Source organism: Amycolatopsis sp. lyj-84 (genome assembly GCF_046549075.1).
Lineage (GTDB): Bacteria > Actinomycetota > Actinomycetes > Mycobacteriales > Pseudonocardiaceae > Amycolatopsis.
This window is the reverse complement of record NZ_JAJPWO010000006.1, coordinates 1-14,160: the sequence shown is the minus strand read 5'-3', so window position 1 is coordinate 14,160 and position 14,160 is coordinate 1. Positions and strand designations below refer to the sequence as shown.

The 14,160-nt window shown below is 68.1% G+C and carries 14 protein-coding genes; 2 read left to right on the top strand and 12 right to left on the bottom strand.

Annotation, left to right across the window (positions count from 1 at the left end):
* Positions 1 to 13: 13 nt before the first annotated feature.
* The 12 genes from ACLJRM_RS19695 to ACLJRM_RS19640 form a co-directional block, all read right to left on the bottom strand.
* Positions 14 to 652: a hypothetical protein gene (locus ACLJRM_RS19695; RefSeq protein ID WP_101608561.1), complete on the bottom strand. Its 639-nt coding sequence runs from the start codon at positions 650 to 652 to the stop codon at positions 14 to 16.
* 11 nt (positions 653 to 663) lie between these two features.
* Complete coding sequence (locus ACLJRM_RS19690; RefSeq protein WP_101613261.1) at positions 664 to 1,167, bottom strand: hypothetical protein; 504 nt, start codon at positions 1,165 to 1,167, stop codon at positions 664 to 666.
* 5 nt (positions 1,168 to 1,172) lie between these two features.
* Positions 1,173 to 2,273, bottom strand: a complete 1,101-nt coding sequence (locus ACLJRM_RS19685) for an MCE family protein (protein WP_410605152.1) — start codon at positions 2,271 to 2,273, stop codon at positions 1,173 to 1,175.
* On the bottom strand, positions 2,273 to 3,259 hold the full coding sequence (locus ACLJRM_RS19680; RefSeq protein WP_101608563.1) for an MCE family protein: 987 nt from the start codon (positions 3,257 to 3,259) through the stop codon (positions 2,273 to 2,275). The genes ACLJRM_RS19685 and ACLJRM_RS19680 overlap by 1 nt, the downstream gene beginning before the upstream one ends.
* On the bottom strand, positions 3,256 to 4,260 hold the full coding sequence (locus ACLJRM_RS19675) for an MCE family protein (protein WP_101608564.1): 1,005 nt from the start codon (positions 4,258 to 4,260) through the stop codon (positions 3,256 to 3,258). The genes ACLJRM_RS19680 and ACLJRM_RS19675 overlap by 4 nt, the downstream gene beginning before the upstream one ends.
* Positions 4,260 to 5,270, bottom strand: coding sequence for an MCE family protein (locus ACLJRM_RS19670; protein WP_233223120.1), 1,011 nt, complete (start codon positions 5,268 to 5,270; stop codon positions 4,260 to 4,262). Before ACLJRM_RS19670 ends, ACLJRM_RS19675 begins: the two co-directional genes overlap by 1 nt.
* The gene (locus ACLJRM_RS19665) at positions 5,267 to 6,280 is read right to left on the bottom strand and encodes an MCE family protein (RefSeq protein WP_101608565.1); all 1,014 of its coding nucleotides are present in this window, start codon (positions 6,278 to 6,280) and stop codon (positions 5,267 to 5,269) included. Before ACLJRM_RS19665 ends, ACLJRM_RS19670 begins: the two co-directional genes overlap by 4 nt.
* Positions 6,277 to 7,500: an MCE family protein gene (locus ACLJRM_RS19660; RefSeq protein WP_101608566.1), complete on the bottom strand. Its 1,224-nt coding sequence runs from the start codon at positions 7,498 to 7,500 to the stop codon at positions 6,277 to 6,279. The genes ACLJRM_RS19665 and ACLJRM_RS19660 overlap by 4 nt, the downstream gene beginning before the upstream one ends.
* Positions 7,497 to 8,336 (bottom strand): MlaE family ABC transporter permease, encoded by an 840-nt coding sequence (locus ACLJRM_RS19655; protein WP_101608567.1) that lies wholly within the window; start codon positions 8,334 to 8,336, stop codon positions 7,497 to 7,499. Before ACLJRM_RS19655 ends, ACLJRM_RS19660 begins: the two co-directional genes overlap by 4 nt.
* Positions 8,337 to 8,340: 4 nt before the next feature.
* Positions 8,341 to 9,144 (bottom strand): MlaE family ABC transporter permease, encoded by an 804-nt coding sequence (locus ACLJRM_RS19650; RefSeq protein ID WP_101608568.1) that lies wholly within the window; start codon positions 9,142 to 9,144, stop codon positions 8,341 to 8,343.
* Between the two features lie 2 nt (positions 9,145 to 9,146).
* Entirely contained in the window at positions 9,147 to 9,920 is a 774-nt protein-coding gene (locus ACLJRM_RS19645; protein WP_410663879.1) for a hypothetical protein, read from the bottom strand.
* A gap of 198 nt (positions 9,921 to 10,118) precedes the next feature.
* Positions 10,119 to 11,723 carry a DUF6801 domain-containing protein gene (locus ACLJRM_RS19640; protein ID WP_410663878.1) on the bottom strand — a complete coding sequence of 535 codons (1,605 nt, stop codon included), beginning with the start codon at positions 11,721 to 11,723 and terminating at the stop codon, positions 10,119 to 10,121.
* A gap of 336 nt (positions 11,724 to 12,059) precedes the next feature.
* Here ACLJRM_RS19640 and ACLJRM_RS19635 point away from each other — a divergent pair, with 336 nt between their 5' ends.
* The gene (locus tag ACLJRM_RS19635; RefSeq protein ID WP_410663877.1) at positions 12,060 to 13,004 is read left to right on the top strand and encodes an ATP-binding cassette domain-containing protein; all 945 of its coding nucleotides are present in this window, start codon (positions 12,060 to 12,062) and stop codon (positions 13,002 to 13,004) included.
* Entirely contained in the window at positions 13,001 to 13,852 is an 852-nt protein-coding gene (locus ACLJRM_RS19630) for an ABC transporter permease (RefSeq protein ID WP_410605157.1), read from the top strand. Before ACLJRM_RS19635 ends, ACLJRM_RS19630 begins: the two co-directional genes overlap by 4 nt.
* Positions 13,853 to 14,160 lie beyond the last annotated feature (308 nt).

The window sequence follows — 14,160 nt, the reverse complement described above, 5'->3', positions numbered from 1 at the left end:
TTGCGTGGAAAGGTCAGGCGGCGGCGAGAGCGGTGACTCGCCAGCGGCCGTCGGAGCGTTCAGCGGTCACGCTCAGCTGAGCCGCACCGGAGCTCCGCTGCCCATCCCCCCGCACGCCGGTCTGGTCCAGGAACACCAGCAGCGACGCCCGGTCCCCGTCGAGAACCTTGACGCCCGAGACCACCGGCGTCGAGGTCACGACGAGTTTCTGCTCCGTCGCCAGCCCACGGACCTGCGCGAACAGCTGGTCGTACTGCCCCAGCGCGGGCCCGGTCAGGACCTCTTTCGCGGCCTTTTCGCTCTTGGCGGGATCGTCGTAGCGGTAGGAGAACACCGTACCGAGCGCCTTGCCGACCTGGTCGCTCACCTCGGCGGTCGTGGCGACGTCGGTCAGCGCGGTGTTGTGCGTGAGGACCGCCGTCGCGTCCCGCGCTTCGATCGCGAACCACCCCGCGAGGCCCGCCATCACCAGCGCGACCGCGCCGAACACCAAAACACCCCGCCGCCGCACAGGAGCGACGATGACCGGGGGCTCCTCGGGGACCACAGAGTCGGGAGTTTCGGGGGCTTCGAGGACCCGCGCGCTCCCGCCCATCTTCCCGGCGACCTTCACGGTGCGCCGCACCGGTTTGACGGCTCGTTTCGTGGTCATTCCGTCCTCCGTCAAGGCTTTCCGGTGTCGGTCACCGGCACCTGGCCGAGCGACGTGACGCGCCATCCGTCCGGTGTCCGGTTCAGGCCGGCACGGAACCGGTTGTGTTTGGTGACTGCCTCCCCGCCGTCGGGGCGGACTTCGAGCTCGACCGAGGCGATCACCTCGGCGGTCCCGCCACCGCTGTCCACTTCGGTCACCGCGGCGTCGACGACCCGGCCGGTGGTGACGGTCTTCGCCTGGCCGATCCGGCCCAGCCCGCCTTCCCGGTCCCGCGCGAGCTCGTCGTGCAGCGCGCCGCCGGACAGGTTCAGCCAGTTCTGGTAGCCCTGTTCGGCCTGTCGATAGTCCAAAGTGGTCAGTGCGGCGACAGCCTGCCTGCCCACCTGCAACGCCTCTTCGCGGACGGTGGCCCGCGCGACGCCGTCGTCCCGGCTCGCGTCCCACCAGGAGTAGCCGAACCAGGCGGCGAACGCGGTGGCCACCACCGCTAGCAGAACCGCGAGTCGAGTCATCGTCTTCACCTTCCCGGCACGTTCTGCGAGCCGCGCACGTTCGTCGGGTTGCCCTTCGGCAGCGCACAGCGCGCCGCGGTGTTCAACGGTCGCGGCGACGTGTCGAGACCGTCGCGGTAGCCGGTTCCGTAGCCGGTGACGCACGGCGGCGGATCGAAGAACGTCAGCGACAGGCCGACGTGCGCGCCGTCCGGGCCCATGATCGCGTGGCCCGCGGCGACCGCCTTCGGCGCGGTGACCAGCAATTGTTCGAGGCCGTCCTGCCGCGTTTCCAGCACGTCCGCGGTGGTCAGCAGGTTCGCCAGCAGGATGCCGAGGCTCGGGCCGGTCTCCCTCAGGAGCGTGCTGATCTCGTTCGCCGCCGCCGGAACGGCCGGGATGAGCCGCCGCAGATCACCGTCGGAGCTCTTCAGCGTCGCGGCGAGCAGTTTCGCGTTGGCGCCGAACGACCGGATCGCGTCCGCCTGTGAGACCTGCGTGTCGAGCACGGTCTGCGCGTCGGTCACGAACCTGGTCAGCGGGCCGACGTGCTCGCTCGCCTCCTTCACGAACTCGATCCCCCGCCCGACGAGCTGGTCCAGCGCCGGGCCCGCGTCGGACGTCGCGTTGTACAGCTCGTCGACCACGGTCCGCAGGGCGGGTTTCGGCACCGAGTTGGCGAAGGAGTCCACACTGGACAGGACGACGTCCACCGGCAGCGGGATCTTCGTGTCCGCCTCGCTGATCACCGAACCGTCCCGCAACACGGCACCGTCACCGCGACGCGGCCTCAGGTCGACGTACTGCTCGCCGACGGCGGACCGGTTGGCGACGACGGCTTCCGTGTCCGCGGGGACTTCCGGGCCGCCCGGCTCGATTTCCAGGTCCACTTCCATTCCGGAGGCGGTCAGCCGCAGTTCTCCGACCCGGCCGATCGGCACGCCCCGATAGGTGACCTCGGCGTTGCTGAAGATGCCACCACCGGTGGCGAGCCGCACTTTGACCGTGTAGCCGCGGTCGAGCACCAGCTTGTCCAGCCCCGCGTACGTCGCGCCGACATACGCGACGCCGAGGACCGCGATGACCACGAAGGCCACCAGCTGGACACGGACGAACTTGGTCAGCATCAGCGGCCACCACTGTTCTTGAAGGTCAGGAACGTGTTCAGGTAGTCACCGCGGATGGCCTCGAGCGCGGCGTCGGGGAACGGGAAGGTGAAGATCATCTCCATCGCCTTCGGCAGTTTGTCCCCGGAGTCGGCCAGCTTCCGCAGCAACGGTTCGAGCGCTTTGAGATCGGCGACGAGGTCGTCCTTGCTGCGGTTCACCGTGTCGACCGCGACCGAAGTGAGCCCGTCCAACGACTTCAGCATCCCGACGAGCGCCTGACGCTGCTGGTTCAGCACCTCGATCCCCGGGGTGAGCCCGTTCAGCGTCGTCTTGATCTCCTCGGTGTTCGCGTTCAGCGTCGCCGCGAGCTTGTTGACACTCTCGATGGCGCGCGTGATCTCCGACTTGTGCTCGTCGAGTCCGCGCACGAAGGTGTCCAAATTGGCCAGCAGGCTGCGGGCCGCGCTTTCCTTGCCGCCGAGCGCGTCGTTCAGTTCGCGGGTGATGTTCTGCACCTGCGCGACGCCTCCACCATTGAGCAGCAGGGAAAGCGCGCCGAAGACCTCCTCGATCTCCGGGGTCAGCGACGAACTGGCCAGCGGGATGACCGCGCCGTCGGTGAGCCGCCCGCTCGGGGTCCCGTCGGCCGGTGGCGCGAGTTCGACGAACTTCTCGCCGAGGATGCTCGCCTGCCGCAGCCGCGCGACCGCGTTGGCAGGCAGGTTCACGTCCCCGTTGAGCAGCAGCCCGACCACCGCGCTGCGGCCGTCCGGCGCCAGTTCGACCGTCCGCACCTGGCCGACCGGGACGTCGTTGACCTTCACCCCGGACTGCGGCACGAGATCCAGCACGTTGCTGAAACTCGCCGTCACATGGATCGGGTGTTCGCCCAGCGCGGCGCCACCCGGCAACGGGATGTCGTAGACGTCGACACCGCCGCTGCTGCAGCCGGTGGCGGCCAGCGTGAGGGCCAGCAGGGCCGCGCATTTGAACCGGGACTTCATTTCGCCCCCGAGAATTCGGTGAGGTTCCCTCGGCCGTCCAGCGTTCCCGCGCCCTGGTTGTACGCGCCGAGGACGTTCGCCAGCGCGTTCGGCGCGGCGTCGAGCGCCTCGCTCAGCGACGCCTTCTGCTGGCTGAGCACCTTGGTGATCTCGGCGAGTTTGTCCACATCGGACTTCACTTTGCCCCGGTTGTCCTTGATGAAGCCCTGCACCACGCTCAGCGCCTCGGTGAGTTCGGTCATCGCGCCGGAGAACTGGTCCCGCTGATCGGCCAGGATCTTGCTGATCGAGGAGATCTGCTGGATCGCCTGTTTCACCCTGTCGTCGTTCGAGGCGAGCATCGCGGTGAACTTGCTGATGTTGTCGACGGAGTTGAACAAATCGTCCTTGGAATCACTCGCCGTCCTGGCGAATTCGCCGAGGTTCTTGATCGCCTCGCCGAGTTTTCCGCCGTTGCCGTCGAGGTAGGTCGCGGCCTTGGTCAGGACGTCACTGACCGCGCCGTCCCGGTTGGCGCCCTTCGGCCCCAGCGCGGTCATCAGCTGGTTGAGGCTGCCGAGGAGTTCGTCGACCTCGACCGGGGTCACGGTGCGTTCGGGCGGGATCCGGGCGTCACCGCCCAGCTCCGGGCCGTCGGTGTACACCGGGGTGAGCTGCACGTACCGGTCGGCGACCAGGCTCGGCGTGATCACGACGGCGCCGACACCGGCGGGCAGCTTGACGTCCGGCCGTACGGTCATGGTCACCTGGACGGTGGTCCCCTGGGGCTCGACCTTGGTCACCGAACCGATCGGGACCCCGAGCACGCGCACCTCGGTGTTCGGGTAGACCCCGACGGTCGCGGTGAAGTACCCGGTCAGCACGCGGTCGGCCTGCCGGGTCAGCAGCGGCCAGGCCGCCGTCACCACCAGCCCCGCGACGACGGCGACCGCGAGCCGCCGCACCCAGGCCCGGCGGCGGGCGTGCGCCCCGAGATCGGACAACGTGAAGTGGCGCCCCATCAGCGTCCCCCGTTCCTCGACGGCATGCAGCTGCCGGGCGTACTGCCGGTCGGGACGAGCCCGCAGATGTAGGTGTCGATCCAGCGGCCGTTGCCGACCGCGTTCCCGAGCAGCCGGTAGAACGGCCCGGCCAGCCGCAGGCTTTCACCGAGCTTGTCCTGGTTGCGCTGCAGCACGGTGGCGACGCGATCGAGCTGCTCGAGTGCCGGGCCCAGTGTCTTCTGGTTGTCCGCGACGAGCCCCTTGAGCTGCACCGAGAGGTTCTTCACCCCGCTGAAGAGCTTCGCGATCGCGTCTTTGCGCGCGTTCAGCTCCGTCAGCAGGGTGTTGCCGTCGCGGATCAGCGCCTCGATCTGCTGCGACCGGTCGCCGAGCGTCTGGGACACCTTGTTCGTGTTCTGGAACAGTTTCACCAGTTCTTCGTCGCGGGACGCGAGTGTCTTGGACAGCGCGGTGATGCCGTCGAAGGCGGTCCGGACGTCCTGGGGTGTGGAGGCGCCGAGCGTTTCCGACAACGTCCCGAAAGCCTTCGCGAGCTGATCGGTGTCGATCGCGCCCACGGTGTTCGCGAGGTCGTTGAACACGGTGGTGACGTCGTAGGGAGAACTCGTGCGCTGCACGGGGATCGGCTCGTCCGGGTCCAGTTCCGCGTTGCCGACCGGGTCGATGACCAGGTTCTTCTGTCCTAGCAGGGTCTTGATCTTGATCGCGGCGGTGGTGCGGTTGCCCACCCAGGTGTCCTTGACCCGGAACAGGACCTTGACGCGGCCGCCGTCCAGCAGGACGTCGGTGACCTCGCCGACCTTCACCCCGGCGACCCGGACCTCGTCGTTGCGTTTGAGCCCGGCGGCTTCGGTGAACTCCGCCGCGTATGTGGTGCCGCCGCCGATCAGCGGGAGGTCGTCGGAGAAGAACACCGCCGAACCGGCGACGGTCATCAGCACGGCCGTGACGGTGCCGACCACGATCGGATTGCGGCTGCGGAAGGGTTTGATCCTGGGCGCTTTCACCGGCACCGTCCCTGGGTCAGCGGGATGCCGACCGGCGGGCCGCCCGGGGCCGGTGGCGCGTCCGATTTGACCGAGCACAGGTAGAAGTTGAACCACGAGCCGTACGAGACCATCGCGCCCATGCGGTCCAGCTTCTTCGGGAGATTCGTCAGGAACTGTTCGAACACCGGGGTGTTGTCGGCGAGGTTCTTCGACAGGTCGCCGAGGGTGTTGATGCTGTCCTTCAACGGCGCGCGGCCGTCCTTGAGCAGGTCCGCGGTGGCCGTGGTGAGTTCGCCGAGCCCGCCGATCGCCGAACCGATGGGTTTCGCGTCCGCCGCGAGCCCGGAGACCAGTTGCGCGGTGACGTCGACCAGTTTGTCGAACTGGTCGCCCTGGGAGTTGAGCGTGTCGAGCACCGTGTTGAGGTTCCCGACCACCTGGCCGATCACCTCGTCCTTGCCCGCCAGCGTGTTCGTGAGCGACGCGGTGTGCTCCAGGAGGCTGTCGATGGTGCTCCCCTCCCCCTGCAGCACTTGGACGATCTCGAACGACAACTGGTTGACGTCGTTCGGCGACAACGCCTGGAACAGCGGTTTGAACCCGTTGAACAACGCGGTCAGGTCCAGCGCCGGGGTCGTCCGCTCCGGCGGGATCAGCGCGCCCTCGGTCAGCGCGGCCGGCCCGTCCGGACCGGGATCGATCGAGAGGTAGCGCTGGCCGACGAGGTTGCGGTACCTGATGGTGACCGAGGCGCCCGCGGTGAGACGGCGCTTGCTCTCGATCGAGAACCGCACGTCCGCCAGGCGCCGCTCGACCACTCCGATGGAGTCCACCTGCCCGATCCGGACGCCGGACATCCGGACCTCGTCCCCGGGGTTGACCGAAGTCGCGTCGGTGAATCTGGCGGTGTAGCCGACCGTCGTGCCGACCCCGGAGTTGGCGATGGTGATGGCCAGGATCCCCGTCGCCACCACGGTGATCACGAAGAAGATCAGGCCCTTGATCGCCGGTCCCGCGATACTCCTCATCGGACGGTCACCTCCGTTCCGCGCAACGCCGGGCCCACGAGCACACTGCTCCAGTCCGGGACCTCGGCCGGTTTCATCCCGAGCGACGGCGCCAGGATCTCGGCGACCAGCCCCCGCTCCCCCTTCGAATTGGCCGGGCCGAGGTCCCCATCGGCGGCGAAGGACACCGTCGCCGAAGCCGTACCCCCGCCGTAGCACCGCGGGCCGCCCTTTTGGTCGAACCGCGGATCGTCCCGGCCCGGCACGTACTTGTCGCGCGGATCGTGGACGGACAACGTCACGTGCAGCCCGGGCTCGCCGGTGCCCTTGCCCAAGGCCTTCTCCATCACCGGCTTGAGCCGGTTCACCGCGTCGAACAGGCACGGGAACTCGGGCGAATAGCGGGACAGCAGCTCCAGTGTCGGCCTGCTCTTCACGCTGACGCCGATGATGTTGTCCTTGTTCTGCACCAGGAACTTGTTCAGGTCACCGCTCGCGGTGGTGACGCTGGTGTACAGCTTGTCGAGATCGGCGCGGGTGTCCACAATGGTCTTCGCGGTCGTGGAGAGATCCGAGAGCGCCTTGAGGATGTCCGGCGCCGCGCCGGTGTAGAGGTCGGCGACGTCGGCGAGCTTGCTGATGTCCGCCTTGAACTGCGGCATCAGCGGGTTCACCTGGCCGAGGAGATCGTTGAGCTGGACGATGCTGTCCCCCAGGGATTTCCCGCGATTGTCGAGCGCGAGCGAGATCGCGCCGAGCGAGCTGTTGAGCTTCTGCGGCTGCACCGCCCGCAGCAGGGGCAGCAGATCACCGAGGACGCGTTCCAGTTCGATCGCGTTGGCCGACCGGTCCTGGCCGATGACGTCGCCGTCGCGCAGCGAGCCGCCCTCGGGCCGGTCCGGCAGCACGAGATTGACGTAGCGCTCGCCGAACACCGTCTTGGGCAGCAGCCGGGCCGAAACGTTGCGCGGCAGCTGATCGATCTTCGCCGGGTCGATGGCGAGATCCACCTCGACCCCGTCCGCGCTGCCGCGGACCGCCCTGACCTCGCCGAACGGGACGCCGCGGACCTTGACCTCGGCGGGCGGGGCCAGCTGGTTGCCGACCCGGTCGGTTTTGAGCGTGACCAGTTCCGCGCGGTCGAAGTCCTTGTTGAAGATGGCCACGGCGAGCCAGCCGAGCAGCACCAGGATGACGAGGAAGATCACCCCGGCGGCCTGTGTCCGTGCCCGGGCGGTCATCCGGAGACCTTCACCGTCGTGGTGGCGCCCCAGATGGCCAGGCTGAGGAACAGGTCGAGCACGCTGATCAGCACGATCGACGTCCGCACGGCGCGGCCGACCGCGACCCCGACGCCCGCCGGGCCGCCCGCGGCGCGATAGCCGTAGAAGCAGTGCGTGAGGATGACGCCGACGCTGAACACGAGCACCTTGGCGAACGACCACAACACGTCTTCAGGCGGTAAGAACAGGGAGAAGTAGTGGTCGTAGGTCCCGCCGGACTGTCCGAAGAAGACGACCGTCGTCACCCGCGAACCGAGGTACGAGATCAGCAGGCCGATCACGTAGAGCGGGATGATCGCGATGAACCCCGCGACGATCCGGGTGGTGACGAGGTACGGCATGCTCCGCACGGCCATCACTTCGAGCGCGTCGATCTCTTCCGAGATCCGCATGGCACCCAGTTGCGCGGTGAATCCGGCGCCGACCGTCGCGGACAACGCGAGCCCCGCCGAGAGCGGCGCGATCTCGCGGGTGTTGAAGTACGCGGTGAGGAAGCCGGTCATCGCGGAGATGTTGATCTGGTTCAGCGCGCTGAAACCCTGCAGCCCCACCGTGATCCCGGTGAACACGCACAGGCCGACCATCACGCCGACGGTACCGCCGATCACCGCGAGGGCGCCGCTGCCGAAGGTCACCTCGGCGAGCAGGCGCACCACTTCGCGGAAATAGCGGGTGACGGCCATCGGGATCGCCGCCAGCGCGCGGACGTAGAACAGCAACTGGTCGCCCAGCTCGAAAAGACTGTTGCCGGGGCGTTTGAAGGCTTCCTTGGCCCGTTCGGGGACGCTGGTCACGGGATCAGGTTCCCTTCGCCGGGACGAGTTGCAGGTACAGCGCGGTCAGGATGGTGTTGACGAAGAACAGGAGCAGGAACGTGATCACCACCGACTGGTTGACGACGTCACCGACGCCCTTGGGGCCGCCTCTGGGGTTCAGCCCCCGGTACGACGCGACGACCCCGGCGAGGAACCCGAAGATGAACGCCTTGATCGAGCTGACCACGAGGTCGGGCAGCTGGGCCAGCGCGTTGAAACTCGCGAGGTACGCGCCGGGCGTCCCGCCCTGCACGATGACGTTGAAGAAGTAGCCGCCGAGCACGCCGACGACGCTGACCAAACCGTTGAGCAGCACCGAAACCCCGATGGCCGCCTGCACCCGCGGCACGATCAGCCGGTGGATCGGCGAGACGCCGAGCACCTCCATCGCGTCGATCTCCTCGCGGATGGAGCGGGCGCCGAGATCCGCGCAGATCGCCGAACCGCCGGCGCCCGCGATGATCAGTGTGGTCACGATCGGGCTGGCCTGTTGCACGACGGCCAGCACGCTCGCGGCGCCGTTGAACTGCTGCGCGCCGATCTGACTGGTGAGCGAGCCGAGTTGCAGTGAGATGACCGCGCCGAACGGGATCGACACGAGGATCGCCGGCGTGATCGACACGCTGGCGATGAACCAGAACTGCTGGACGAACTCGCGGACCTGCACCGGGCGGCGGAACATCGCGAGGATGACGTCGAGGCCCATGGCGCACATGCGGCCGAATTCGCGCAGTCCCGCGGCGGCCTTCTCCGGCGCGCGGGCGAGCAGGGTGACGGGATTGGTCATCGTCAGGCTCCGCATCCGTTGGGGGGACCCGCCGAGCCGACACATCGCAGCTTGAGGTTGGTGACCAGGGTGTTGCCCGGTCCGGCCACCAGACCGGTGAGCAACGGGCTCAGATCCTCACGGACCCCGCAACCGGTGAATCCCGGCGTGGCGAAGGTGCTGGTGACCTTCACCGGCGGGGCGGGGAACGCGAGCGGCACCAATGCCTTGATGTTCACCACGGCCGACTGCGCCGTCCGGCAGTTCGGGCCGACGTCGAGGACCTTTCCGTCCACTTTGACGTCGGAAAGCTTGATGAACACCTTCGACGTGACATCGGTGTGCGCGCAGATCGCGGTGCCGACCTCCTTGCAGTCGCCCGTGGCGCCGGTGTCCACGTCGACGACGCCGGTCGCGTCGCCGTCGGGGACGAGTTCGACGGTGCCGGTGGCGGGCATGAACCGGAAGGAGACGAAGTAGCTCGACGTCGACGGGATGGCGAGCTTGCCGGAGATCGGCGACTTGTCGGTGAACCCGAGGATCATGCCGTCGAACCGGCCCTGCGGGAACGTGATGTCCGAACCGAGTTTCGCGACGCGGCTGGTCGTGGGCTGCTGTTCGTCGCCGACGTAGAAGCCGAACTTCAGTCCGGCTTGCGCGGCGGACGGAGGCTGTTCGGGTCCGGCCTGCTGCGCCGGCGCGGGAGCGGCCGAGGCGGAAGCCAGTGAAAGCGCCCCCAGCCCCAGCACCGCCGGGAGCAGGAAGGCGCGCAGAACGCGCCCGGTCATCACTGACATTCGGGCTTCCTCACTTCGACTTCTCCGGCCGAACGGCCAACTTGTGCAGCACGCTACTGGCGGGAGATCAGGGAGACAAGTAATGCGGGACCGGGCGTTCGGGAAAACGGAAAGGTTGTAATGGGCGTAACTGTTTTGCAGTGGGTCTCGTGAGTGGTAATGACGGTTCTAACCGTCATTACCACTCACGAGGCTTTGCTACTTCTTGGTGAGGTTGATCTCCAGGCTGTTCCCGTCACCGGAGGCCATCGCGCTGATCAACGGCGTCAGCAGGCCACAACCGCGGAACTGCGGCAGCTTGTATTCGGCCGTCAGCTTGCCGCCCTTCAACGGGTTGAAGCCGTGCGCGGAAACCAGCGGGATGTCCGCGGGCTTGGCCGTCTGGCAGGTCGAACTCGCCAGGATCGGGAATCCGAACAGCCGCACCGTGAGCAGCTTGACGTCGGCCTTCGTGTCGGCCTTCACCGCGCCCGCGTTGACGGTGCCCGTCACGTCGCCGACCTGGTTGATCTTCACCGTCGCCGAGGCGGGGAAGAAGCCGAGGAACCGGAACTGCACGTTCGACGGCGGCAGCGAGAGCTGACCGGTGAACTTGCCCGACTGGGCGTTCAGCTTCGCGGTGAACTCACCGGGGCCCAGCGGCAGTCTGGCGTTCAGCCCCGCGATGGTGGTCCTGCCCTTGACGCCGTAGACGATCTTGGTGTCGCCCGGCGGCTGTGTCGTGGTCGGCGTGGTCGGCACGGTGGTCGGGCTCGTCGGCTGGGTCGTCGGGGTCGGCTCCGTGGTGGGAGTCGGCTGCGTGGTCGGAGTGGGCTCGGTCGTGGGCGTCGGCTCCGTGGTCGGAGTCGGCGTGGGTTCGGTGGTCGGAGTCGGCTCCGTCGTGGGAGTCGGCTGCGTGCTCGAAGTCGGAGTGGGCTCCGTCGTCGGGGTCGGCTCCGTGGTCGGAGTGGGTTCCGTGGTCGAGGTCGGAGTCGGCTCCGTCGTCGGCGTGGGCTCGGTGGTGGGAGTCGGTTGCGTCGTCGAAGTCGGAGTCGGCTCCGTCGTCGGGGTCGGCTCGGTGGTGGGAGTCGGTTGCGTCGTCGAAGTCGGAGTCGGCTCCGTCGTCGGAGTCGGCTCCGTGGTGGGCGTCGTCGGTGTCGTGGGCGTCGTCGGGGTGGTCGGTGTCGTCGTGCCACCACCGGCGGGCTTGATCTCGAACGTCCCGAGCTGCTGGTTCTGTCCCGGCTGGACGATGCAGTCCGACGTGAACGTGCCGAGGTCGGTCGGCTGTCCCTGCGCGTTCTTCGGCGTCATGGTGGTGCTGAAGTTCCCGACGGTCACCGAAGCGGTGCCCGCGCTGGGGAACGTGACCGCGGGCGCCTTGCCGCTCGTCTTGACGTGGAACTCGCCCGCCTCCGGCACCGGCGTGACCGGGATGACCAGCGGGAGACCGAGGTTCAGCGTCTTGTCGACCGGGTACTTCAGCACCGCGGCGGCCTTGGCGCTGCCCTCGACGGTGGTGGCGCCGACGAGCGAAAGTCCCGCGGTCGCGTCCGCCGGAACGGTGACGTCGACGTCGAACGTGATCGGGGTGGACGTCTTCCCGGCCACGGCGTCGTCCGGCAGGACGGTGTCGATCTTCACGACGAGGGTCTGGTCGCCGATCAGGGGGAACGGGCAGGTGTACTTCAGCGTCAGCGACGCGGGCGCCGCCTCGCTCAAGCCCGCGCCGGCGATGCCCAGGGTGGCCGCGACGGCGGCCACCGTACCGGCGGCCAAGGCTTGCACCGATCTTTTCGACTTCAGTTTCTGTGGGAACTTCACAACGGTCACTCCCGGGGAATCGGAGAAATTGCGTGACACGGCCGAAACGGCACGGACACGGAAGCGGTAAATTACCTGTGCCCTCTCGCACCGGCAAGGACACCGGATCCGGCCCCTTTTGTTTGTCATCCGGGTGGGATCGGGTGACTCATTAACTGGCACCGCCACCCGCGCCGAATCGCTTTTGTCACGCTCGTCGACATCGGCGGAGGCAAAACTGTCACACGCGTGTTCTTGTGACGCGCGTGTGGAGGACGACGTCCTGAATTGCCACGCGCGTCCGGAGTCCGCTCCCGTTCATTGCGGCCGCACCGAAACCCCCGCTACGTTCGGCGAATGGAGCAGGCTGCCATCGAAGTGACCGGCCTTGCCAAGCACTACGGTGAAGTGACGGCTCTCGCCGGCGTCAGTCTCCGCGTCGGCCGCGGCACCGTGCTCGCGGTGCTCGGCCACAACGGCGCCGGGAAGACGACGCTGATCGACATCCTCAGCACCCGCGTCAAACCGAGCGGCGGCAGTGCCAAGGTGTGCGGTTTCGACGTCGTCCGCGCCGGACATCACGTCCGACGGCGGATCGGGGTCACCGGCCAGTTCGCGGCGGTCGACGACGCGCTCTCCGGCCGCGGCAATCTGGAACTCGTCGCCCGGTTGCTGGGCGCGAACCGGCGCCAGGCCAGGGCCCGCGCGGCCGAACTGCTCGCCATGTTCGGCCTCGACGACGCCGCGGACCGGCCCGCGCGGACGTACTCCGGCGGGATGCGGCGGCGGCTCGATCTCGCGGCCGGGCTCGTCGGCTCCCCCGACGTCCTCTTCCTCGACGAACCGACGACCGGCCTCGACCCGCTCAGCCGAGCGGGGCTCTGGGACGGCGTCGAACGGCTCGCCGCACGCGGCACCACCGTCGTGCTCACCACGCAGTACCTCGAGGAGGCGGACAGACTGGCGGATCACGTCATCGTGCTGGGATTGGGGCACGTCACGGTTTCCGGGCGGCCGTCGGAACTGAAGGCCAGACTCGGGGAACGGACCGCGACCCTGACCTTCGGCACCGGGCTCGCCGCCCACCGGGCAGTGGCCGCGCTGCACCGGCTCGGCATGAGCTGCACGACGTCGGCCTCCGGGCTGGTGCTCGGCGTCCCGCTGTCCGGGCCCTCCGACATCACGGTGCTGGTCCGCGCGCTCGACGCGGCGGGCGCGCCGATGAAGGACCTCACCGTCGCCGAGCCGACGCTCGACGACGTCTACCTTTCCCTGCACCGGAATCCGGCGGTCCCGTCATGACCGAGGCACGCCACCGCGCGCCGGCACCGCTGGTGCTGACCGATCCGGCGACCTGGCCGCCGAGCACCTTCGGCACCCAGGTCCGGGTGCTCGCCGTCCGGTCGCTGAAGACCGCGTTCGGCGACCGGCGGCTGGTGTTCTTCGGGCTGCTGCAACCGATCGTGCTGCTCCTGCTGTTCAGCCAGGTCTTCAACGGGGTCAGCACGCTGCCCGGTGTCGCGGCCTACCAGGGTTACGTGAACTTCCTCGTCCCGGCGACGCTGGTGAACATCGCGATGACCACCGCGATGAGCTCGGGCGCCGGCCTGCTCGCGGAGATCTACAGTGGATTCACCGGACGCCTCCGGTGCATGCCCATCAGTCTCTCGGCTGTCCTGGTGGCCCGCACCATCTCCGACTCCGCCCGGCTGGCCGTGCAACTGCTGGTGACGGCGCTCGCCAGCGTGGTCCTGCTCGGTTTCCGGCCGACCGGCGGGGTTTTCGGTGTCACCGCGGCACTTCTGCTCACGCTCGTCGTCGGCTGGTGCCTGAGCTGGATCTTCGTCGCCATCACGACCTGGCTGCGCAAGGCCGAAACCCTGCAGATGGCGTCGTTCGTGGTCATGTTCCCGCTGATGTTCTCCTCCAGCGCCTACATGCCGCTCGAGACCATGCCCACCTGGCTGCGGGTGGCCTCGGCGATCAACCCGCTGACCTACGCGATCGACGCCACGAGGGCGCTCGCGCTGGGACGGCCGTCGGGCTGGTCGATCCCGATCTCGCTCGCGATCGCGGCCGTGGCGGCGCTGGCGGGCGGCTGGATCGCGGCGAGGACGTTCCGGTCGCCGCGGGAGACTCCCCCGCGGTGACGTCGGTCCGGCGCTGCGTCGCGTGAAGGCCCCCTTCACTACTGGGTCACCTCAGGACATGGGGAAGGTCTGAAGGTCGAGCTTCTTCAGCTGAACCGGGTGAAAGAGGCATTCAAGACACTCTCTTCCCAGAGCCGTGTCCCCAATGCGGCATTGGAGACGCTGAGTGTCTCCAATGCCGGGCGGATTCATGTGGTGGTCGCAACGTGCTCTGTTAGGACAGTAGCGTGGTGAGTTTCTCGAGTGGGGTGTGCCAGTCGAGTGTTTTGCGGGGGCGGTTGTTGAGTCGTGCGGCGACCGCGGCGAGG

Excerpts from the sequence above, each read along its gene's own strand:
- ACLJRM_RS19695 (WP_101608561.1), bottom strand. The coding sequence starts at position 652 with ATGACCACGAAACGAGCCGTCAAACCGGTGCGGCGCACCGTGAAGGTC.
- ACLJRM_RS19690 (WP_101613261.1), bottom strand. The coding sequence starts at position 1,167 with ATGACTCGACTCGCGGTTCTGCTAGCGGTGGTGGCCACCGCGTTCGCC.
- ACLJRM_RS19685 (WP_410605152.1), bottom strand. The coding sequence starts at position 2,273 with ATGCTGACCAAGTTCGTCCGTGTCCAGCTGGTGGCCTTCGTGGTCATC.
- ACLJRM_RS19680 (WP_101608563.1), bottom strand. The coding sequence starts at position 3,259 with ATGAAGTCCCGGTTCAAATGCGCGGCCCTGCTGGCCCTCACGCTGGCC.
- ACLJRM_RS19675 (WP_101608564.1), bottom strand. The coding sequence starts at position 4,260 with ATGGGGCGCCACTTCACGTTGTCCGATCTCGGGGCGCACGCCCGCCGC.
- ACLJRM_RS19665 (WP_101608565.1), bottom strand. The coding sequence starts at position 6,280 with ATGAGGAGTATCGCGGGACCGGCGATCAAGGGCCTGATCTTCTTCGTG.
- ACLJRM_RS19660 (WP_101608566.1), bottom strand. The coding sequence starts at position 7,500 with ATGACCGCCCGGGCACGGACACAGGCCGCCGGGGTGATCTTCCTCGTC.
- ACLJRM_RS19650 (WP_101608568.1), bottom strand. The coding sequence starts at position 9,144 with ATGACCAATCCCGTCACCCTGCTCGCCCGCGCGCCGGAGAAGGCCGCC.
- ACLJRM_RS19645 (WP_410663879.1), bottom strand. The coding sequence starts at position 9,920 with ATGTCAGTGATGACCGGGCGCGTTCTGCGCGCCTTCCTGCTCCCGGCG.
- ACLJRM_RS19635 (WP_410663877.1), top strand. The coding sequence starts at position 12,060 with ATGGAGCAGGCTGCCATCGAAGTGACCGGCCTTGCCAAGCACTACGGT.
- ACLJRM_RS19630 (WP_410605157.1), top strand. The coding sequence starts at position 13,001 with ATGACCGAGGCACGCCACCGCGCGCCGGCACCGCTGGTGCTGACCGAT.